Here is a 21,705-nt window from a genome sequence, read left to right on the forward strand (position 1 = left end):
CGCGAACGCGCTCATCCGGGGATGACGGGGATGGGTCTGGCGCTGCAGAGATCAGCCAAATCCCGCTTCCCGCAGACGCCGGCAGCTATCGACGATGTCGGAATCCGGGTTTGGCGAAATCACTTCCAGCATGGGCAGCTCGGTGTAACCGATCTCTGTCATGCGAGATGCAAGACCTGCGAGCGGAACGTCGCCGCAGCCGATGGCGTCGTGCTTGTAGCTCTGTCGGGTGGTATCGGAAAAATGAACCAGCGAGAGCCGGTCGCGAACCCGTTGCAATCCTTCAAGCGGGGATTCGCCGATGAAGTGCGCGTTGGCCACGTCGTAGATCACGCGAATGCTGTCGTCGCCATAGCGGTCGACGACGTTCATGAGCGCCTCCGCATCGGGCAGGAAGGCAAACGGCATGTTCTCGATCAAAAGCTTCGTGCCGGCCTGGCGCGCCAGCGGCGCCAATCTGTCGAGCGCGCGATAGAAGTAAGAGACCATGCGCTCACGCGGCATCGGAAACAGCGGATTGGGCTTGCCGGGGCCGACGACAATCCCGCCCGCTCCCAATTCACCGGCGCAGCGAACGAATTGCACCAGCAAATTCAGTGTATAGGTCCGCATCTCCTCCGCGGCGGCCGCGATGTTCATGTCGACATTCGGCATGTTGACCGACACCAGCCGCAGCCGCGTTTCGCAGAGATTGCGCAAATGGCGCAGCGCCGCTGCATCGAGCTCGGCCGGCCAGAGATGGCCGGGAAAGAACATCAACTCGACCCCGCCATAACCCTGGTCCGCGAGCCGCGCCACGGTATCGGCCGCGCTGCCGCTGAAGATGTACGAATAGGTGTTGACGGCAAAACCGGCGGCGGCGGTTTTCATGCTTGTCCCCTCTGTTGGGCACGCGCGTTGGCATCTCGCCGTGCGAGGTGCCGGCCAGCGATATAGCCGAATGTCAGCGCCGGCCCGAGTGTGATGCCGGGCCCCGGATAATTTCCATTCATGATCGAGCCCATGTCGTTGCCGCAGGCATAGAGACCAGAGATAACAGTGTCGTCTTTCCTCAAGACCCTCGCATGACAATCCGTTTTGAGCCCGATCGCCGTGCCGAGATCCGCCGGATAGATTCGAAGCGCGTAAAAAGGCGCCTGCTCGATCGGCGCGACGCATGGATTTGGCGAATGGCCGGGATCGCCGAGATGTCGCTGATAAATGGTGGTGCCGCGGCCGAATTCCGGGTCGAGGCCTGCTCGCGCATGGGCGTTGTATCTCTCGAGTGTTGTTGCGAGCGCCGATTTCTCGACACCGATGCGGTCCGCCAGCGCATCGATGCTCGGCGCCTCGATCAATTCGCCATTCTTAACGTATGGCCTGATACGCCAGGTGAAAGGCTTTATTCGGCCAAGCCCGTAGGTCCAGAGAAAATGCCGATCGCAGACGAGATGGAACGCGCGATTTGTCGCGTCGTTACCATCGCGCAGCATGGCGAGGACAAACTCGTGATACGACAACGCCTCGTTGACAAAGCGCCGTCCCGACGCATTGACCGCGATGATTCCGGGCTTGGCGCGGTCGGTGACCGTATGCGGGAAAACACCTTCGCTGCCATCCGCGCGCCGAAAGCGCGACGCCGGCACCCAATAGGCTGCGCTCGCGACCGCCGTAGCCAGGCTCGCACCGACGGCGATGGCGGCACGCAAGCCGTCACCGGTGCCTGCGGAAGAAGCGGCGGAAACCGGCCCCGCCCCGCCCGGAAAGAAGCGTTCCCGAAGATGAGTATCATGCGAGAAACCGCCGGTCGCCAGCACCACGCCTTTGCGCGCGATGATTGACCGGGCGTTCGATGAATCGCTGATCGTCACGCCTCTAATGGCATCGCCATCGACCAGCAGCTGCTCCACGCTCGCGCCGAACACGATCTCGACGTTTTGCGCCAGCAGCGAAGCGTACAGACGCGCCGCCAGCGCGTTGCCGAGATGCAGCGTCGTCCCCCGCGGCGCGCGAAGCCGCTGGAGCGCGTATTGCGAAACAAGACGCATCGATCGCAGTGTTGAGCGAAACGAGCGCCCGAACTTGCGCAAATGCGGGATGTCGAGCCGGTTGACCATCATGCCGCCGAACAGCGTGAATTCCGGCAGGGGAGGCCGCAACCGCGCAAAGTCTTTGCCGAGCTTCGCGCCGTCGAAGACGACGGGCTCGAGCACGCGACCGCCGGCGGTCGCGCCCGGCCGGTCCGGATAATAATCGGGATAGACTTTTACGGGCTGCAGCCGGATTTCAGTGTTGGCTTCGAGATAGTCGATCGCCTCCGGACCACGCGAAAGAAACGTCTCGCGCAAATCGGCCTTTTCGGTTTCGGGAACGGTACTGGCAAGATAGTTGGCCGCAGCAGATGGACTGTCATCGATGCCCGCCTGTTTCATCTTGGCATTGACGGGAATCCAGACCATTCCGCCCGACCACGCCGTGGTGCCGCCGACAAATTCCGTCTTCTCGATCACGAGGACACGCAAGCCCTCCGCGGCGGCAACCGCGGCAGCCGTCATCCCGCCGGCGCCCGCGCCGATGACGACGACATCGTATGCGCCGGAATCCGACATCGGGGGACCGCGCGGTTAAGAGTGCAGCCGGCTCAGACGATCTTGCCGTCGTCCGTCACCGGCGAGGTGATAACCAGAAACACCAGATCGACCAGACCCGAATTCGAGATCGCGTGCTCCACCCCGGGCGGCAAAAAGATAAAGTCGTGCTTGCGCACGACATGATTCTTTCCGGCGATCTCCATCAGCCCCTCGCCTTCGAGCACGTGGTAGATCTGCTCCTGCACCTGATGCTTGTGGCGGGCGACATGCGCCATCGGCTGATACATCGAAATCCGGTAATCGAGATGACGCGAGCCCGCCGTCTCCGGCATCACCAGGGGTTTTGAGAGTGCGCCGCCAAAATGATTGGGGAATTCGCGCCAGGGCACCTCGGCGATATTGCGGATGAAGGCGCCGCTCTGCTCTGAAGCCATTGTCATTGCTCCCTTCAGGTAACGAGCCCGCCGCCATCGAGATAGACGATCGATCCCGTCGCAAAGCCGATGGTCATGAAGGCGAGGATCTGGCGGGCGATGTCTTCGCCGACGCCGACGCGGCCGACCGGCAGGCTGGCCGCGGTCTTCGCAAGCATGTCGCGGCGCGCGGCTTCCGGCATCGCCGCGCGGATCGGCGTGTCGATGATCCCCGGCGACACCGCGTTGCAGCGCACCGGGGCGAGCTCCAGCGCCAGCGCCCGCGTCAGCGACTCAAGCGCGCCGTTGGCAACGCTGATAATCGCGGAGTTGGGCCGCGGCCGAATGCTGAGGTAGCCGGTGACCAATGTCAGCGATCCGCCGGGACGGATTTCCGCCGATCGCGCCACCCGCCAGGCCCCCCAGAATTTGCCTTCCATCGTCGCACGCACGTCTTCCATCGCGACCGTCTTGAACGGACCGGTGCGAAGTTGGGCTGCGGTGACCACGACGTGATCGACCGGACCGCAGTTGCGAAACAGGTTTTCGACGCTTTCATCATTCGTCACGTCAGTCGGCATCGCTTTCGCACCCAGAGTGCTCGCGGCCGCATTGAGGCGGTCGGCGTTGCGAGAGGCGATGATGACCTCGGCGCCTTCACGCGTCGCGAGTTCGGCAGTCGAAAGACCGATGCCCGATGAGCCTCCGACGACCACGACTTTCTTGCCTGCAAGCATCTTGCTTTCCTTTTGATCTCGAATTTCTTGCCGGAGCAAACGACACAATCAAGTCGGTTCGAACTGGGTCCCAATTCCCGGTTTGCTTCGCCCTAACCCCGGAAGCTCCCAGACGCCGGCGCCGCTTGGATTGATATCGGCTGCGATATCGACGTCGATCAAATAGGGCTTGTTGGCGGCGATACCCTTGCGGATGGCCTCGCCCAGATCGCCGGCGCGATCGACCCGCACGCCCTCGACGCCGCAGGAGCGCGCCATCGCGGCAAAATCCGGATTGTAGCGCTCGCCGCTCACGGGATCGTGGAAGTCGGTGGCGAGCTCGCGGCCGCCGAGGTAACCGCGCTGCAGGCCGCGGATCGAGGCATAGGCGTAATTGTTCCAGACCACCCAGACCACCGGCAGATTATATTCGACTGCCGTGCCCAGCACGTTGGCATGCATGAAGAAGGCGCCGTCGCCGCATACCGACACGCAGGGCCGATCGGGGGCGGCGAATTTCGCGCCCATCACGCCGGCAACCCCAAATCCCATCGGGCCAAAGCCCATCGAGCCGATCAGCGAGTCCGGCCGCTTCGGCTTGCAGAAGCTCAACAGCCAATTGTGGTGCACGCCGATGTCGCTGACCAGGATCGCATTCTCCGGAAGCGCCTTGTCGATTTCGAGCGCGGCGCGCTGCGGGTTGATCGGCGTGGTGTCATCGGAAAAGCCGGGCGCGACGAACTTGTCCCACTCTTTCCGATAGATATCGATCTGCGCCAGCCATTTCTTGCGCGCGTCGGCGCGTTTTGTCAGCTCAGTGCGGCGATCCAGTTCGCCGTGAAGCTGCCGCAGGAAGGTACGCACGTCGGCCATCAGGCCGAGCGCGACCGGATAATTGCGGCCGATTTCCTCGGGGTCGATATCGACATGAATGAGCCTTGTCGGCGGAATGGTGAAGGAATAGCCCGGGATCCACGAACTCGAGGTGCGATCGTCGAAGCGCACGCCGAGCGCCAGCAGCACGTCGGCCTGGCGCGTCGCGTGATTGGCCTGGTAGTGACCGGCGCGCGCGACGAGACCGAGCGCCAGTGGATGATTGCAGTCGATCGCGCCGAGGCCCGACGCGGACGCCGCCACCGGTATCTGTAAGCGTTCGGCGAGCCTCAGTAACTCCTCCGCAGCGCCGCCATAGCGCACGCCCTGACCGACAAGAATCACCGGCCGCTCGGCGCCGAGCAACATGTCGACCGCTTTCACCACACCTTCGGGATCGGCGCCGCAGCGGCTCGAGATGTTGCCGTTCCAGGCTTTCGCGTTCGGCGCTTCCTCGGCGGCCGATTCCATGAAGACGTCGAAGGGAACATCCAATACCACCGGGCCCGGGCGGCCCGTGGTCATGGTCTTCCAGGCTTGCCGCACCGCGAGCGGCACCATCTCGCCCCGCGTCGGCTGGAACACCTTCTTGCAATAGGAGCGCACAGTGGACGGAAAGTCGGCCTGATAGTGCCGATAAAGTTCCTGAAATGCGCCGCGGTTGAACTGGCTGGTCGGCACATTGCCGGTCACTGCCAGGAACGGCACCGAGTCGAGGAACGCGTTGCCGAGCGAAATCGGCAGGTTCGCCGAGCCCGGCCCACAGGAGGTGAAAGTCGCGGTCGGCCGTCCCGAAACCCGGTAATAGACGTCTGCCATGAAGCCGGCGACGCTCTCGTGGTGCACCGAGATGGTCTTGAGCTCGTCGGAACGCTCAAACAGCGCGTCGATGAACTGGATATTGCCATGGCCGCAGAGGCCGAACACCTGCGGCACTTTTTCCTGGATCAGATAGTCGACGATGACTTGAGCCCCATTGAGCGCATTGCGCGGCGACATCGGATCACTCCCTAACCGTTCGACGACTTCGTAAAAATTCGGCCGAGCGTGCCTCGCCGCCGACCCTTGTCCAGGCGCGCGACCCTATTTCCCATAATACTGTACGTCAATTTATATTGTGGTATGCTCAAAAATGCATCGGCGGGCATCATCGTGGCGCTGTTCAATTTCCCTGATCGCCTGATACAGTTCGGCAACCCTTCCCTGGAGGCTCAAAGCCTGTGAGACCGCGCACCAAACCCAAGGCAAGTGAGAAGGCTAACGACAAGGCGAGTGAGAAGGCCAGCGCCAAGACCGCCGAGAAGCCGGGAAGCCTGCGCAAGGCCGCGATCGCCAGACTGGTGCAACCGCCGCAGCGCGATATCGACGATGATGCCGACGACCGGCAGCGGGTCGGCGTCCAGTCACTCGGCCGCGCCTTTGCGATCCTGGAAGAAGTCGCGCGGCATCGCGAAGGCATCGGGCTTGCGGACTTAAGCAAGCTGGTTGGCTTGCACAATTCCACCACGTTCCACCTCGCCAAGACGCTGGTGTCGCTCGGCTATCTGCGCCAGGAAAAGGATTCCAAGCGCTACCGCATCGGCCGGCCGCTGTTTGCGCTCGCCGCCAGCGCGCTCGACGAGATCGAAATGGTCAATGTCGCAACGCCGGTGCTCGAGGATCTGTCGCGGGAAACCGGCGAAAGTGGCCATTTTGCCGTGCGTATGGGCGATTCGGTGGTCGTGATCGCGCGTACCAGCGGCCCCGGCGCGTTTCAACTGACCGACCGCGTCGGCGTGGTGCGGCCGGCGCATTGCACGGCGCTGGGCAAGATCATCCTCGCCTCGCTTCGCCCCGATCAATTGAACCGTTTCCTCGAGCGCGTCGAGATGAAACCGGCAACCAAGAAATCGATCACCGAGGTCCCGGTGCTGTTAGGCGAAATCGCCGAGATCAAACGCACTGGCATTGCCTTCGACGACGGCGAGTTCAATCCGGAAGTGCGTTGCATCGCGGTGCCGGTGATGGATTTCACCGGGCAGGTCATCGGCGCGCTCGGCATTTCCGGCCCGATCTGGCGATTGTCCAACCAGGCGCTGCAGAACCACGCTCGAATAGTGCGGCTTGCCGCCAACCGCCTGTCCGCGGAATTTGGCGCCAAAAGCGTCATCAAATCCTCTTAAACGGCAGCCGGGCGGCAAATCCGCCTAAGGGACGAAGCGGGGTCAGCGCATTTGGCGTTGACAGCGGCGACCGCGTCCTGAAATATCATCCAACAATAGAAAAACGTCTCTCACATTCTCGCATATGCCGGAATCGAAGGGGGACATCGCGATCCGTAATCCCCTGGGAGGAGAGTAAACGATGACCCGCTACAGCCGACGAACTCTGTTGAAGGCGAGCGCCGCCTTCGCCGGCGCTTCAGCACTCGGATTTCCGTCCATCGTCAGTGGCCAGACGGAGAAAATAAAAATTGGTCATCTGACGCCCCTGACCGGTTTTCTCGGCGCGCTCGGCGCCTATGCCACGCTCGGCATGCGGATGGCCGAGGAAGAAATCAACCAGGCCGGCGGCATCATGGGCCGCCAGCTCGAAGTGATTTCGGAAGATTCGGTCAATCCCGCCACCGCCGCCACCAAAGCGCAGCGCATGCTGGAGCAGGATGGCGTGCCGGTGCTGATCGGCGAAATCAATTCGGCTTCCGCGCTCACCATCATGCAGGTGGCCGACCGCAACAAGAAACTGTTCATGCAGGTCGGCGCCCGTTCCGACGCGCTGCGCGGCAAGAACTGCAACAAATTCACGTTCCACGTCGACATCCCGAACACGGTGATGGTCAACACGGTCGGCAAGGCCTTGTTGCGCGACAACATGGTAAAAGACAAAAAATTCTTCACGCTGACGGCCGACTATATTTTCGGCCATGATCTGCTCAATGCGGCCAAGCGCTTCTTCGGCGCCAACCAGGGCAATCTGATCGGCGACGAACTGATCGCGACCGACGTCACCGACTTCAGCCCTTATCTCTTGAAAATTCGTCAGGCAAAACCCGACGTAGTCTGCTCGAACCTCGCCGGTAATCAGGTGACGACGCTGATCAAGCAATATGCCGAGTTCGACCTGCCCTATCCGATCGTCGGCTTCAATCTCAACACCGCGGACGCCTGGGCGGCGGGCGAAGGCAACCTCGCCGGGACCTGGCCGACGGTCTGGTATCACACCCTCGACGTTCCCTCATCGAAGAGCTTCGTCGAGAAGTTCACCAAAAAGAACGGCAAGCCGCCGGAGAACCACGCCTGGATCGAATACGTCTCGTTCAAGATGATGGCGCAGGCCATGAACGAGACCAAATCCACCGACACCGATAAGCTGATCGGTTACTTCGAAAAAGAAACCCAGTTCGATGTCCTCAAGGCGCGAAAAGCCTATTTCCGGTCGTGGGATCATCAATTGGTGCAGGAGGCCTATACGTTCACGCCCAAGCCGAAGGGCCAGGCCAAGGATAAATGGGATTTCATCGCGCTGGGAGCCGCCGTTCCCAACGCGAATGAGCCACTCGAAGTGATCAATCCGACCAAAGAGCAGAACCCCTGCTCGTTGTAACCCCGCGTAGCTCACCCGGCTGACGCGCCGGGTGAGCACCAAATAGAGCGCAGTGCGGCGCGGCCGTCGTTAGGGACAACCTGGAGCGAGAATGCAGTTCGGGTTCTTGCTGGAACAGGTGGTGAATGGCCTCGTTCTCGGAGGTTATTATCTGCTGATCGCGCTCGGGCTGTCGCTGATCTTCAGCGTCGGCGGCGTGGTCAATTTGGCGCATGGCGCGTTTTACGCGCTCGGCGCCTATGCCTCGGTCGAACTCACCAAATATCTCGGCTTTGGGCCGGCGGTCGTGATTTCGCCGCTCGCAGTCGCCCTGCTCGGCATCCTCTTTGAGCGATTCATCCTGCGCCGCTTCTACACGGCCGATCCGATCCTGAGCCTGTTGGTAACGTTTGGGCTCGCGATGGTCGCCGAGCAGGCGATCCGCATCATCTGGGGCGCGGCGCCCTTGTCCGCGTCGATGCCGCCGGCGTTTCGGGGCTCGATCATCCTCGGCGATTTCCTGTTCTCGCGTTACCGCGTGATGCTGCTCGCGGTGGTCGCGGTCGTGCTGCTCGGGGTCTGGCTGTTGCTGCACAAGACCTCGTTCGGCCGCGTGGTGCGCGCCGGCATCCAGCGGCCGGACATGGTCGCAGCGCTCGGCATCCGGCTGCAGCCCTACATGACCGCGATCGTGATGCTCGGCGTCGGCATGGCGGCGATGGGCGGCGCCTTCTTTGCGCCGATCACGATCGTTCATCCGGCGATGGGGGCCGAGATCATCACGGTTGCCTTTGTCGTGGTGGTGATCGGGGGCCTGGGAAGCTTTTGGGGCGTCGTGATCGCCGCGCTTCTGGTCGGCGTGGTGCGCGGCATCACCATTCATTTTCTGCCCGCCGCCGGCGAAGCCTCGATCTATGTGCTGATGTTTTTGGTGTTGCTGGTGCGCCCGCGCGGGCTGCTCGGCGAGCGTATCGAGAAATTCGAATGATGGCAGCGTCTCCGATCGAAAAATATCGGCCGCTATGGTTGGCAGGCCTCGCTTTGGCCGCGCTGCCGTTCGCGTTGCCGCTGCTCGGCCTCTCGCTCAACACCGGAACCATGGTTGTGGCGCTGGCGATTGCAGCCATGGGGCTCAATCTCTGCGTCGGCTACACCGGATTGGTATCGTTCGGCCACGGCGCCTGGTTCGGCATCGGCGCCTATGCCGCGGGGTTGATCCAGCTGCACTGGTTCGGCGGCGAGATCTGGCTGCCATTGCTGCTGTCGATGCTCGTCGTCGCCGTGATGTCGGCGGCTGCCGGCGTCATCATCCTGCGCCGCCGCGGCGTCTACTTCTCGCTGCTGACATTGGCGCTCGCCGCCCTCACCTACACCATCGCGTTCCGCTGGAGCGAGGTGACCGGCGGCGAAGATGGCCTCGGCGGCCTGAAGCGCGGCAGCATCGGGCCGTTTAGTCTCGACAATGCGCTCGCCTATTACATCATCGTCGCGCTGATCGGGTTGGGCGTGCTTTATGCGCTCATTCGCCTGGTGCGCTCGCCGTTCGGCCATGTGCTGGTGGCGATCCGCGAAAACCAGTTGCGGGCCACCTTCCAGGGCTATCCGGTCGAGCGCTACAAGCTCGGCGTGTTCGTGATCTCGGCTGTCGTGACCGGGCTCGCCGGCGCGCTACTGGCGTTTCAAACCTATCTGGTTTCGGCCGAAGCGGTGTCGGTGCCGTTCTCCGGCGAGATGCTGGCGATGGTGGTGATCGGCGGCATGCGCAGCATGCTTGGGCCGGCGCTCGGCGCGCTGTTCTTCATCCTGTTCCGCGAATTGTTTTCGATCTGGACGCCGAATTGGCTGCTGTGGTTCGGACTGACCTTCGTCGCCTTCGTGCTCTATTCGCCGGGCGGCCTGGTCGGCATCTGGGGCACAATAAGCCGACGCTGGTGGCCGGCGCCGGAAGAATCCGCCGCCATGAGCCGACGCAAGATCTACGACGGCCTGCCGCTGCCCGGTTTCCTTGCACCCGAAGGCCTCAAAGGGACGGTGTTGCAAGTCGAAGGCATCTCAAAGAATTTCGGCGGCATCCGCGCGGTCAGCAATGCGAGCCTGGAAATCGGCGCCGGCGAAATCCATGCTTTGATCGGGCCGAACGGCGCCGGAAAAACCACGCTGTTCAACCTGATATCGGGCCTGCATCCGGCCGATGGCGGAACGGTTCGCCTCAATGGCAGGGAAATTCAGGGCGTGCCGTCCGAACTGATCTGCCACCGCGGGCTCACGCGCTCGTTTCAAATCACCAATCTGTTCCGCGGCCTGTCGATCTACGAGAATTTACGCTTGTCGTTGCAGGCGCAAAGTAGCGGGCGATTCAACATCTGGCGCGATATCGACAGCTATCCGGAGGTGCACGCGCAAACCGCGGAACTGCTGAAATTCCTCGGCCTCGAAGGCATTGAGGCGATCGAAGGCGGCGAGCTCTCCTATGGTGGACAGCGGCTGGTGGATTTGGGCATTGCGCTCGGCTCCAAGCCACAGGTGCTGCTGCTGGACGAGCCGCTGGCGGGCCTTGCCGCGGCCGAGCGCGAACGGGTGTCGAACCTGATCAAGAACGTCGCCGTGAACATCCCGATCCTGATCGTCGAGCACGACATCGATCGTGTGCTTGGTTTCTCGCAAAACGTCACCGTGATGAACCAGGGCGAAGTGCTGATGACGGGTTGTCCGAGTGCCGTGCGCGCAGATCTCCGCGTGCAGGCGATCTACACCGGCACCGGCATTCCCGAAGTCGAGCACAGCCGCAGCGATGAGGCCAGGCGCGACGCCGCCCCAATCCTGCGATTTGAGGCCGTCAACACCTTCTATGGCAAGAGCCATATCCTGCATGACGCGACGCTGGATGTACGCGAAGGCGAGATCGTCGCATTGCTGGGACGCAACGGCGCCGGCAAGTCCACGCTATTGAAGACACTAGCCGGGTTGGTCCCGCTGGCATCCGGCACGATCGAATATCAGGGAGGCGATATCTCGCGTTTGCCGGCGCCGGATATCGCGCGGTTGGGGATCGGCTACGTGCCGCAGGGGCGCGGCCTGTTCGCGGGCATGACGGTGCGGGAAAATCTCTCGCTCGGGCGGCTCGCGCGCAAGACCGACGGCAAGAACGGCGTGGTGTGGAGCGAGGAACTAATTCTGGAATATTTTCCGCGCCTGAGAGAGCGCATGGATGTCGCGGCGGATTATCTCTCCGGCGGCGAGCAGCAGATGGTGGCGGTAGCGCGCGCCATGTCGGGTAACGTAAAATTGCTGCTTCTGGACGAGCCGTTCGAGGGCCTGGCGCCGGCCGTGATCCTGGAACTGTTCAAGGTGTTCGATCTGTTGCGCCGGCATACTTCCATCGTGATCGTCGAGCACAATCTCGATCTGGTGCTGGCGCTGGCCGACCGCGTATTTGCGCTTGAGCGCGGCGCGGTGTTTTACCAGGGCCCCGCGGCGCCGCTGTTGACTGACCTCGAATATCGCAAAAAGATCCTGTGGCTGTGATCCCTTAAGGAGGCGACCATGCGATACTTGGTTGCGGCTTTGGTAGCCGGCTCAGCGGTCCTGGCCGCCGGCCACGCCAAGGCGGCGGAGGAGAAGATGACCATCGCGGTCTTCACCAAGAACCTGACCAATCCGGCCTATGAGGCGTTCCGTATCGCCGCCGATCAGGTCGCGCATGCGGCCGGCGCGCGGGTCGTCCATTATGTCCCGAAGCAGCCGGATAACGTCGACGAGCAGAAGGCCATGGTCGAGCAGGCGCTGAAGGACCGGCCTGACGCCGTCGTGTTCATTCCCGTCGATGACGTTGCGATGATCGATTCAGTGAAAAAGCTCAACGAAGCAAAAATCCCGATCGTGCTCGCCTCCAATCCGCTGCCCGGCAGCTTCGTGACTTTCGTCGGCGCCGACGATTTCGAGATCGGATACCGTGAAGCGCGCTATTTGTTCGAGCATCTCGGCGGCAAGGGCAAGATCGTCGTCATCGAGGGCACCCCGGCGGCGCCAACCAACCGCGAGCGGGTGCGCGGCTATAAACGCGCTTTCGCCGAATATCCTGATATCGAGGTGCTGGAATCCGGCGTCGGCAACTACCAGCAGCCCGACGCCAAACGCGTGATGGAAAAATTCCTCGCCGGGCACACGCAGATCGATGCTGTATTGTCGGCCAATGACGGCATGGCGCTCGGCGCGCTGGAGGCGCTGAAGGAGGCAAACCGGACTTCGATCGTGATCGGCATCAACGGCATCCTGCCGGCCGTAAAACTGATCGAAACCGGCGCAATCCTGGCTTCAGCCGATTTCAACATGTTCAAGATCGGCTGCGCCGCGACCCGCGCGGCGCTGCGCCATCTCAAGGGCGAGCCGCTGCCCGAAAAAATCATGTTGCCGGCCGAGATCATTGACAAGACCAATTACAAGGCATGGCTGGTCCCGGTCGATCAGCGGTCCTGCCCGAAATGGAACGAGATCGTCAAGTGACGGAAAACCTCGCCACGGCCTGCTCGTTTTAAGGATTATTCGGTTGCGAATAACAGCAGCCTCGTTGGATAGTGCTGCGGACGATCAACGCCGGTCCATGGCCTGGTGAAATCGCCGAGCTTGCGAGGGAACAAAATGACAAAACTCTCCGTCGCCATTGTGGGAGCGGGCATGGGCGGGCTTGCGACCGCGGCCGCGCTGCACCGGGCCGGCATTGCCGTCAACGTTTACGAACAGGCCTCGAAATTCACCCGGCTCGGCGCCGGCATCCAGATCGGCTGCAATGCGATGAAAGTCTTGCGTGGTCTCGGCCTCGAGCCGGTGATGCGCGCGAGCGCGTTTTATCCGCGCTCCTGGAACAACCGGGAATACGACAGCGGCGAAGTCCGCTTCGACATGATTTTCGGCGAGACGGCGGAAGGACGATATGGCGCGCCCTATCTGCTCGGCCATCGCGGCGACCTTCATTCCGCGCTTTTAAGCGCCGTGCCGGAACAAGCCATTCATCTCGACCACCGTATGGTCGGTATCGAGCAGCACGCGGACCGTGGCGTGACGTTAACATTTGCGAACGGAAACTCGGCCGAGGCCGACGCGGTGGTGGCGTCCGACGGGGTTCATTCATTCGTCAGCGACCAATTGTTCGGCAAGGACGAAGCAAACTTCACCGGCCGGATTGCCTATCGCACGGTGTTTCCGGCAGCGCTGCTGAACGGTTATCAAATCGGCGATTGCACCAAATGGTGGGGCCCGGATCGTCATATCGTGATCTATTACGTCAAGCCGGATCGCAGCGAGGTCTACTTCGTTACCAGCCAGCCCGAACCGAATTTTACGGTCGAGTCATGGTCGGCGCTGGGAGACGTCAATGAGGTGCGCAAGGACTTCGCCGATTTCCACCCCGAGGTTCGCCACGTTCTGGGCGCCTGCCCGTCGGTTCACAAATGGGCACTGCTCGATCGCGATCCCCAGTCGCGTTGGAGCCAGGGCAATATCACCCTGTTGGGCGACGCCTGCCATCCGATGACACCCTATATGGCGCAAGGTGCGGCGATGGCGATCGAAGATGCCGCCGTGCTGTCGCGCTGCCTGAAGGGTGTCGGTCGTGACGGCGTCGAGACCGCGTTCCGCCGCTTCGAGGCAACCCGCAAGCCCCGCACCACGCGCGTTCAATTGAGCTCGCGCACCAATACCTGGCTCAAAACCCGGACCGATCCCGACTGGGTCTATGGTTACGACGCCTGGAATGAACCGCTTGCCGAACTTGAAGCGGCGTAGTCTAGAAGCGGGGCAATCTCGGCGAAAGATTCGGGAGGAATGATGCGCAAAGCCCTTATCGCGCTTGCTGCCGCTGCGTCGTTGATGCTGGCCGGCGCCGCCCACGCCGAGGACTGGCCGACGCGGCCGCTCACCATGATCAACCCGTTCGCGGCCGGCGGACCAAACGACGTCGTGGCGCGGCTGTTCGCGCAGCGCATGGGCGAAATCCTGGGCCAATCGATCGTGATTGAAAATATCGGCGGCGCCGGCGGCATGAGCGGCGCCGATCGGGTCGCGAAAGCGCCGCCCGACGGTTACACTTTCCTGCAGGGCACCGTCGGCACCCAGGCGCAGAACCAGACGCTGTTCAAGACTCCCGCCTATAATTCCCTGACGGATTTTGCGCCGGTGGCGCTCGTGGTCGAAGCGCCGCTGGTACTGATCGCGCGCAAGGATCTCCCGGTCAACGACATGAAGGAATTCGTCGCCTACGCCAAGGCCAACAAGGAAAAGATGCAATACGGTTCCGCCGGCACTGGGTCTGCGATCCATCTCGGCTGCGCGCTGGTGAATATGGTCGCCGGGCTTGACGTCGTCCACGTTCCCTACCGCGGCGCCAATCCGGCGATGCAGGATCTGATGAGCGGCCGGGTCGATTATCTCTGCGATATCATCACGACCGCAAAACCGCAGATCGACGCCGGCACGGTGAAGGCGATCGCCATCCTGACCAAGGCGCGATCGCCGGTGCTGCCCAACGTCCCCACCGCGATCGAGCAGGGCTTTGATGTCGACGCCTATACCTGGAATGCGTTTTTCCTGCCGAAGGGAACGCCCGAGGCGATCGTCCGCAAACTCAACCAGGCAACGGTTGAGGCCATGAAAACGCCGGCGCTGCGGCAAAAGCTCGAAGCCGCCGGCCTGATCCTGGTTTCCGAGGATCGCACCACGCCGGAATATCTGGCAAAGTTCGTGCAGAGCGAAATCGCAAAATGGGTGGTGCCGATCAAGGCCGGCGGCATCAGCGTCGAGTGACGAAGGTGCCGGGACCGACTCGCGGCGATCCTTCGAGACGCCGCGCAAGCGCGCGGCTCCTCAGGATGAGGTCCTTTAGACCCTCATGGTGAGGAGCGCGGCAGCGCCGCGCGTCTCGAACCATGAAGGCCCCTACGGCGCGGCACCCTGCCGCGCCGCGGGTTTGCGTTCGATCGGATGGATGTCGATGGCCCGCAGCCGGCCGATCCGCAACACATCCATCTCGAGCGTGCGGTCGATGCGGTCGCGATCGAGCGCGCGGATCAAATCATCGACGCCGTTGACCTCGACGCCGTCGAGCCTGATCACGACGTCGCCCGGCAATAGCCCGGCCCGCGCCGCCGGGCTGTCCGGCTCGATTTGCGCGAGCAGCGCGCCCATCTTGTTTTCGACGCCGGCGACCACTGCGTGCCGTCGCGGGATCGGCGCGGTCTGGCCGGACACGCCGATATAGGCGCGCCGGACATAGCCGTGGCGGATGATCTCGGACAGCACGAACTGCGCGGTGTTGCTGGCGACCGCAAAGCAAATGCCCTGCGCGCCAGAAATGATCGCGGTGTTGATGCCGATCACTTCCGCCGAAGACGACACCAGCGGCCCGCCGGAATTGCCGGGATTGAGTGCCGCATCGGTCTGGATCACGTCCTCGATGGTCCGCCCGCTCACCGAGCGGATCGAGCGGCCGAGCGCCGACACCACGCCCGCGGTCACCGTCGATTCGAAGCCGAGCGGATTGCCGATCGCGACCACGAGCTGGCCGCGGCGCAAGGTTTTTGAATTGCCGAGCGAGGCATAGCGCAAATCCCGCACGCCGTCTGCGCGCAGCAGCGCCAGATCGGTGTCGGGATCGACGCCGAGCACGCGCGCATCGGTGACGACGCCCTCGATGTCGCGCAGCCTGATCTGTTTTGATGATCCGACCACATGGCTGTTGGTCAGCACCAATCCATCAGGCGAGATGACTATTCCGGATCCCATGCCGCCCCGCCCGCGCGCGCCCGGCGCTGTCGAGCCGGTCTCAACGCGGACCACCGCGGGCCCGACGCGTTCGGTCACGCCGATCACGGCATTGGAATAAGCGTCGAGCAGGGCCTGGTCGGCGGCGGCGGTTTGTGTGGTGACTTGCGATGAGGGTCCCTCATCGAAGGTATCCTTGGTAAAATCCAACATGGCGAATTCCTCGGGTTAATCAAATGGTGGCCCTGTCACGGCTTCGCAAGTCCCAGAAAATGAGCGCTGCCGAGCCTTGACTGCTGCTTGAAAGAGCACTTCAAAAGCGTTGCCGTGTCGCCGACCAAGCCGGAGTTCGTCATGCGCCGCGTCCTGCTCGCTTTCCTTCTGTTTCTCCCGTTCCAGGCCGCCAATAGCGAACCGCTGTGGCAAACCCTTCCGCCGACGCCCACTCCCGTGCCCGGAGAGCATAGCGGCCATGCCAAGGTCAACGGCATCAGCCTCTACTACGCCACCATCGGGCATGGTTCGCCCGTCGTCCTTCTGCACGGCGGCCTCTCGAACTCCGAATATTGGGGCAACCAGGTCAGGGCACTCGCGCCGCACCACACCGTCATCGTCGTGGATAGCCGCGGCCATGGCCGGAGCACGCGCGACGCCCGTCCCTACGGCTACGACCTGATGGCTGATGATGTGATCGCGCTGCTAGACACATTGCACATCGCCAAGGCCGATGTGGTCGGCTGGAGCGACGGCGCCATCCTGGGACTTGATCTCGCCATCCGTCATCCCGACCGGGTCGGCAAGGTATTTGCTTTCGCCGCCAATACCGTCACCTCAGGCGTCCAGGAGGGCGTGGAGAAGAACCCAACCTTTGCCCGCTTTATCGAACGTGCGGGACATGAATACGAGAAACTGTCGGCAACGCCGAAAGAGTATGACGCTTTTGTCGCGCAGATCACCAAGATGTGGGAGACCGAACCGAACTGGACGGATGCTCAACTGCAATCAATCCGCTCATCGGTGCTGGTGGTGGACGGCGACCACGACGAAGCCATCAAACGCGCGCACACCGAATATATCGCCGCCGCCATCCCCGGCGCCGGCCTGTTGATCCTGCCCAACACCAGCCATTTTGCCTTTTTGCAGGACCCCGCGCTTTTCAACGCGGCGCTGCTGCATTTTCTGGGCGATCGCTGACGAGTCGAAATGCTCGGGCCCGATTCGGTAGGGCTGGTTAGCGAAGCGTAACCCGCCGCTTCTGTGGTCGTGGCGGAAAAATGGCGGATTACGCTGACGCTAATCCGCCCTACGGGCTACCGTTCGGCTTAGGCGAATTCGGCAAGAGCCGGGACAATTCCGCGCCGACGTCGGACAGCTGCGGCGGATCGGCGCCGGCGCGACCGCAGGTGATGGCCGCGCAGCTTGCGGCAAACGACAGCGCGCGAAAAAGCTCGTCGGAATTCATCCGCGCCAGCGTATCCTTGCCGATCCGTCCGATCGCCCGCAAGGCGAACAGCAATGCGGCCTGAAAGCTGTCACCGGCGCCGATGGTATCAACGACCGCTACCGTCGGCGCCTCGACCTCAACTGCGCCCGCCTCGCAATGCCAGGCCTGCGCGCCCTTGATGCCGCGGGTGACGACGACCAGACTTGTACCCGCTGCGACCATCGACTGCGCCCTTGGCGCACAGTCGCTGGCGCCATAGAGATATTCGAAGTCTACATCCGACATCCGAACGATGTCGGCCCTAGCGGCAAAGCCATTCATCTGATCGACATAGCGCGCCTTGTCGCGAACCAGATTGGGCCGGCAATTCGGATCGAAGGAGATCGTGACCGATCCACCGGCATCCTCGATCATGGCGAGCGCCTCGGCCGCGCCCTTGTCGTTGGTGAGCGTCGTCGATCCGACATGGATAGCTTCGATTTCGTCGAAGGGGATGGTGCCGCGCCGATAGGCCCAGTTTCGCGACGCCGTCGCCTCATCATAAAAGGCGTATTGCGGTTCACCGCCGACGCTGCGCACAAACGCCAGCGTCGTCTGGTGATCGCTGCGTGTGGCGTAGCGCAGATCCACCTGCGAGGCGGAGGCATGGTCGGCTATCATGCGCCCGAACATGTCGGCCGAGATGCCGCCGACAAATCCCGCCCGCGCGCCGAGACGCGCCATGCCGACGGCAATGTTGAGGCAGGAACCTCCGACCACCGGCACGACGGCGTCGCGCCCGTCCATGGCTTTGACCGGCAGGAAGTCGACCAGGGCATCTCCAGAGCTTAGCAGCATGGTCTTGCAATCTTCCGCAATCAGCCTCAGTGATCGGTCTTGATCCCGCGCATCGCATCGCGACTTTCCCGGTCCAATGTTCGCATCAGTCCGTGAACCCGGCGCTTCGAGCGGTGGAAGTCGGCCATGCCAGGTGCCGTGGGTTCGCTCGAGCGGCCGATCGCCGACATCGAAGCCATGGCCTCGCCGATCGATGCATAGGCGGTGCCGGCAACCGCACCGAGCATCGCAGCTCCGAGCAGCACCGGTTCCTGGGTTTCGGGAACGGCAACGGTGAGACCCGTCGTGTCCGCCATGATCTGGCGGACCAGCGCGCTTCGCCCCGCCCCGCCGCTGATCACCATCAGGTCGCTGTCGACCCCGTGCGCGCGGAAGGCGTCGACCACATCGGCGAGACCATAGGCAAGGCCGCACAATCCCGCCACGAACAATCGCTCCATCGAAGCGATGTCGACGTCGAGATCGAGGCCAGCGACGACCGCCCGCGAATCCGGATCGGCGAACGGCGAGCGGTTGCCGAGAAACTCGGGCATGACGTGGATATCGCGGGCCAACAACGCCGCCTCGCCCAAGGATTTTTCGCGCGAGACGATGCGCCGCTCGAGAAATTCCAGGATTTCCTGTCCACCCGCATGCGCCGCCGCGAGCGCCTCGTTGTATGCCGGATGAGATTTGATCAGATGATCGATCGCCGCGCCTGCCGCCGACTGGCCGCCTTCATTGAGCCAGAAGCCTGGAACCATGCCCGAATAATAAGGACCCCAGACACCCGGCACGAAGCGCGCTTCGGATGTCGTCGCCATGATGCAGGCCGAGGTCCCCATGATGTAGGCGAGGCGTCGGCAAACATCGACAGAACCGCCCGCCTTCTCACGCCCTCCAATCGTGCCGACACCTCCAGCGTGGGCATCGATCAGCGACGCCCCGACCGGCGTACCCTCCACGAGACCGAAATCGCGCGCGGCGGATGGCGAGAGGCCGGTGCCGAGCAGTGTGCCCGGCGCGACGATCTCTCTTCCGATCTTGGCGTAATCGTTCGCGGCGAGATCGCCAAGGCCGATGCGCACAAAATAGCTCTCGCTCCAGCGCCGTTCGTGGGCAAGATAATTCCATTTGCAGGCCAGCGTGCAGATCGAACGCTGCGTCGATCCGGTGGCGCGGAACGACAGATAATCGGCGAGATCGAAGAAATGCCCCGCCGAGCGATAGCTCGACGGCAAATGCCGCTTCAGCCAAAGCAGTTTTGGAATCTCCATCTCGGGCGAGATCGAGCCGCCGACATAGCGCAAGACGTGGTCATGGGTGTCGTTGATCTCGCGCGCCTCGGCGATTGCGCGATGGTCCATCCAGACGATGACATTGCGCCGCGCCTCGCCCGACGGACTTACCGTCAGCGGCTCGGCGGCGGCGTCAAGCACCACCAGCGAGCAGGTCGCATCGAAGCCGATGCCCTTGACGGCGGCAGGTGGAACGGCTGCTTCCGCCATCGCGGCACGGACCGAGGCGGCGCAGGCCGCCCAGATATCCGACGACGATTGTTCGACGACGCTGCCTGCTTCATGCCAAATGGCGATCGGATGCCGGGCAGTCGCGAGCAGGGTTCCCTTCTCGTCGAACACGCCGGCGCGCGCGCTCGACGTTCCGACGTCGACACCGATGAAGGCCTGCTTCATTCCTATCCCGCTCAAGGTCCGCGCAAGCTTAACACGTGGCGCCTACCAGCACGTATAGCCTCCATCGACCAGAACGATGCTCCCGGTCATCAAGCTTGCCGCGTCAGAGGCAAGGAACAGGACGACAGAGGCAACTTCATCGACCTCGCCCATCCGCGCCATCGGCGTGCCACCGATCCAGGCATCGTACATCTTCGGGCTGTTCTTGACGAATGCATTTAGGGGAGTTGCGATGTAAGTGGGCGCCACGGCATTGACGCGGACGCCGCGCGCGCCCCACTCCGCGGCAAGCGATTTTGTCAGATGGTGCACTGCGGCCTTGGAGGCGTTGTAATAGCTCTGCTCCTGGGGCTTGTTGACGATGAAGCCGGACATTGAGCCGATATTGACGATGGAACCCGACTTCGCTGCCAGCATGTGCTTGCCGAAGGCGCGGCAGCACCAGAAGGTGCCGTTGAGGTTGACGTCGATGACGTTGAGCCAGTGCTCGTCGGTCACCGTTTCGGCAGCCGTCTCGCTTCGGGCAATGCCGGCATTGTTGACGAGGATATCGACCTTGCCGTGCTGCGCCACGAGCTGATCGGCGACCTCGGAAACCCGCGCCGAATCCGTCACGTCCATGACGACGATATCAGCGTCGTACCCCTTCGCCTTGAGGCTGTCGCAAGCGGTTGCGGCCGCCTTCGGATCGCGGTCGGCGATGATGACCTTCGCACCGGCTTCCCCGAGCGCCTCCGCGGAGGCGAGCCCGATCCCCTGCCCGGCGCCGGTGACGAGAGCAACGCGGCCGCCAAGTCTGAATTTTTCCAGATACATCTTCTTTTCGTTCCTGTTTACAGATTGCCCTTCGCCCCCGCTCACTTCCGGATGACCCCGCCCTCCTTGTCGAAGCGGTGCAGGCGGGCCGGATCCGGCAGGAGCCAGACGCGGTCGCCGGCCTTGAGATCGAATTCGCCGATGCAGCGCGCGGTGAGCATGCCGAGTTTGCCGGCATCGACATAGAGGAAGGTGTCGCTGCCGAGATGCTCGGCGACCGATATGGTTCCGGGCCAGCCTTCACCCTCTTTGCCGATTCTCAAATGTTCCGGCCGAACGCCGAGGGTGGCGACGCCGGGCTCGCCGGCCGCTTCTCCAGGCACAAAATTCATCTTCGGTGAGCCAATAAAGCCGGCGACGAAAATATTGGCGGGGTGCTCGTAGAGCTCGAGCGGCGAGCCGTATTGCTCGATGAGGCCGGCATTGAGCACGACGATCTTGTCGGCCATCGTCATCGCCTCGACCTGGTCGTGGGTGACATAGATCGCGGTGGTGCCGAGCTGCTTCTGCAGTTTTGTCACTTCCAGCCGCATCTGAACGCGCAGCGCCGCGTCCAGGTTGGACAAGGGCTCGTCGAACAGAAACGCCTTGGGCTCGCGCACGATGGCGCGACCGATCGCGACGCGCTGGCGCTGCCCGCCGGAAAGTTCGCGCGGTTTGCGGTCAAGATAGGGCGTAAGGTTAAGCGTGGCGGCGGCTGCCTCCACCTTGCGGTCGATCTCCGGGCGCGGCAGTCCCGCCATCTTCAGGCCGAACGCGATATTGCCGCGCACACTCATATGCGGATAGAGCGCATAGGACTGAAACACCATCGACAGGCCGCGCTTGGCCGGCGGCACGTCCACCACATTGCGGCCGTCGATCAGGATCTGTCCGCCGGTGACGTCTTCAAGTCCGGCGATCAGGCGCAACAGCGTGGTCTTGCCGCAGCCGGACGGCCCGACGAAAACGACGAACGAGCCGTCGTCAATATCGAGGTTGGCATCCTTGATGATGTTGACCGGCCCAAAGGACTTGCGAACTCTCTGCAGCGTTATCTGGCCCATG

18 protein-coding genes are annotated in these 21,705 nt (G+C 62.7%); 8 read left to right on the forward strand and 10 right to left on the reverse strand.

Features of this window, described 5'->3' with window-relative positions:
- Window positions 1-51 precede the first annotated feature (51 nt).
- The 5 genes from B5526_RS08370 to B5526_RS08390 are packed head-to-tail and all read right to left on the reverse strand — an operon-like array spanning window position 52 to window position 5,571.
- Entirely contained in the window at window positions 52-870 is an 819-nt protein-coding gene (locus B5526_RS08370) for a sugar phosphate isomerase/epimerase family protein (RefSeq protein ID WP_079537781.1), read from the reverse strand.
- Window positions 867-2,588 carry an FAD-dependent oxidoreductase gene (locus B5526_RS08375; protein WP_079537782.1) on the reverse strand — a complete coding sequence of 574 codons (1,722 nt, stop codon included), beginning with the start codon at window positions 2,586-2,588 and terminating at the stop codon, window positions 867-869. The genes B5526_RS08370 and B5526_RS08375 overlap by 4 nt, the downstream gene beginning before the upstream one ends.
- A gap of 32 nt (window positions 2,589-2,620) precedes the next feature.
- On the reverse strand, window positions 2,621-3,004 hold the full coding sequence (locus tag B5526_RS08380) for a cupin domain-containing protein (RefSeq protein WP_079537783.1): 384 nt from the start codon (window positions 3,002-3,004) through the stop codon (window positions 2,621-2,623).
- A 14-nt stretch (window positions 3,005-3,018) separates the two neighbouring features.
- Complete coding sequence (locus B5526_RS08385; RefSeq protein ID WP_079537784.1) at window positions 3,019-3,720, reverse strand: SDR family oxidoreductase; 702 nt, start codon at window positions 3,718-3,720, stop codon at window positions 3,019-3,021.
- Window positions 3,721-3,768: 48 nt separating this feature from the next.
- Window positions 3,769-5,571: a thiamine pyrophosphate-binding protein gene (locus B5526_RS08390; protein ID WP_079537785.1), complete on the reverse strand. Its 1,803-nt coding sequence runs from the start codon at window positions 5,569-5,571 to the stop codon at window positions 3,769-3,771.
- A 221-nt stretch (window positions 5,572-5,792) separates the two neighbouring features.
- On the opposite strand from B5526_RS08390, the gene B5526_RS08395 reads away from it, so the two are divergent.
- The 7 genes from B5526_RS08395 (at window position 5,793) to B5526_RS08425 (ending at window position 14,931) form a co-directional block, all read left to right on the forward strand.
- On the forward strand, window positions 5,793-6,734 hold the full coding sequence (locus tag B5526_RS08395) for an IclR family transcriptional regulator (RefSeq protein ID WP_079537786.1): 942 nt from the start codon (window positions 5,793-5,795) through the stop codon (window positions 6,732-6,734).
- Between the two features lie 181 nt (window positions 6,735-6,915).
- On the forward strand, window positions 6,916-8,154 hold the full coding sequence (locus B5526_RS08400) for an ABC transporter substrate-binding protein (RefSeq protein ID WP_079537787.1): 1,239 nt from the start codon (window positions 6,916-6,918) through the stop codon (window positions 8,152-8,154).
- Between the two features lie 91 nt (window positions 8,155-8,245).
- Window positions 8,246-9,121, forward strand: coding sequence for a branched-chain amino acid ABC transporter permease (locus tag B5526_RS08405; protein ID WP_079537788.1), 876 nt, complete (start codon window positions 8,246-8,248; stop codon window positions 9,119-9,121).
- Window positions 9,118-11,658 (forward strand): branched-chain amino acid ABC transporter ATP-binding protein/permease, encoded by a 2,541-nt coding sequence (locus B5526_RS08410; protein WP_079537789.1) that lies wholly within the window; start codon window positions 9,118-9,120, stop codon window positions 11,656-11,658. The genes B5526_RS08405 and B5526_RS08410 overlap by 4 nt, the downstream gene beginning before the upstream one ends.
- An 18-nt stretch (window positions 11,659-11,676) precedes the next feature.
- The gene (locus B5526_RS08415) at window positions 11,677-12,636 is read left to right on the forward strand and encodes a sugar ABC transporter substrate-binding protein (protein WP_079537790.1); all 960 of its coding nucleotides are present in this window, start codon (window positions 11,677-11,679) and stop codon (window positions 12,634-12,636) included.
- A 135-nt stretch (window positions 12,637-12,771) separates the two neighbouring features.
- The gene (locus B5526_RS08420) at window positions 12,772-13,914 is read left to right on the forward strand and encodes an FAD-dependent monooxygenase (RefSeq protein ID WP_079537791.1); all 1,143 of its coding nucleotides are present in this window, start codon (window positions 12,772-12,774) and stop codon (window positions 13,912-13,914) included.
- A gap of 42 nt (window positions 13,915-13,956) precedes the next feature.
- Window positions 13,957-14,931, forward strand: coding sequence for a Bug family tripartite tricarboxylate transporter substrate binding protein (locus B5526_RS08425; RefSeq protein WP_197688425.1), 975 nt, complete (start codon window positions 13,957-13,959; stop codon window positions 14,929-14,931).
- Window positions 14,932-15,063: 132 nt separating this feature from the next.
- Here B5526_RS08425 and B5526_RS08430 read toward each other — a convergent pair whose 3' ends face one another.
- A complete protein-coding gene (locus tag B5526_RS08430; protein ID WP_079537793.1) occupies window positions 15,064-16,101 on the reverse strand; it encodes a S1C family serine protease in 1,038 nt (345 codons plus the stop codon).
- Window positions 16,102-16,242: 141 nt separating this feature from the next.
- On the opposite strand from B5526_RS08430, the gene B5526_RS08435 reads away from it, so the two are divergent.
- The gene (locus B5526_RS08435) at window positions 16,243-17,082 is read left to right on the forward strand and encodes an alpha/beta fold hydrolase (RefSeq protein WP_079544802.1); all 840 of its coding nucleotides are present in this window, start codon (window positions 16,243-16,245) and stop codon (window positions 17,080-17,082) included.
- 109 nt (window positions 17,083-17,191) lie between these two features.
- Here the strand turns inward: B5526_RS08435 and B5526_RS08440 are convergent, their stop codons facing one another.
- The 4 genes from B5526_RS08440 to B5526_RS08455 are packed head-to-tail and all read right to left on the reverse strand — an operon-like array spanning window position 17,192 to window position 21,704.
- Window positions 17,192-18,169, reverse strand: coding sequence for a carbohydrate kinase family protein (locus B5526_RS08440; RefSeq protein WP_079537794.1), 978 nt, complete (start codon window positions 18,167-18,169; stop codon window positions 17,192-17,194).
- Between the two features lie 26 nt (window positions 18,170-18,195).
- The gene (locus B5526_RS08445) at window positions 18,196-19,842 is read right to left on the reverse strand and encodes an FGGY-family carbohydrate kinase (RefSeq protein ID WP_079537795.1); all 1,647 of its coding nucleotides are present in this window, start codon (window positions 19,840-19,842) and stop codon (window positions 18,196-18,198) included.
- A 42-nt stretch (window positions 19,843-19,884) separates the two neighbouring features.
- A complete protein-coding gene (locus B5526_RS08450) occupies window positions 19,885-20,658 on the reverse strand; it encodes an SDR family NAD(P)-dependent oxidoreductase (protein ID WP_079537796.1) in 774 nt (257 codons plus the stop codon).
- Window positions 20,659-20,699: 41 nt separating this feature from the next.
- Complete coding sequence (locus B5526_RS08455) at window positions 20,700-21,704, reverse strand: ABC transporter ATP-binding protein (RefSeq protein WP_079537797.1); 1,005 nt, start codon at window positions 21,702-21,704, stop codon at window positions 20,700-20,702.
- Between the last annotated feature and the right edge of the window lies 1 nt (window position 21,705).

The sequence above is a fragment of the Bradyrhizobium lablabi genome, assembly GCF_900141755.1.
Taxonomy (GTDB): Bacteria; Pseudomonadota; Alphaproteobacteria; order Rhizobiales; family Xanthobacteraceae; genus Bradyrhizobium; species Bradyrhizobium lablabi_A.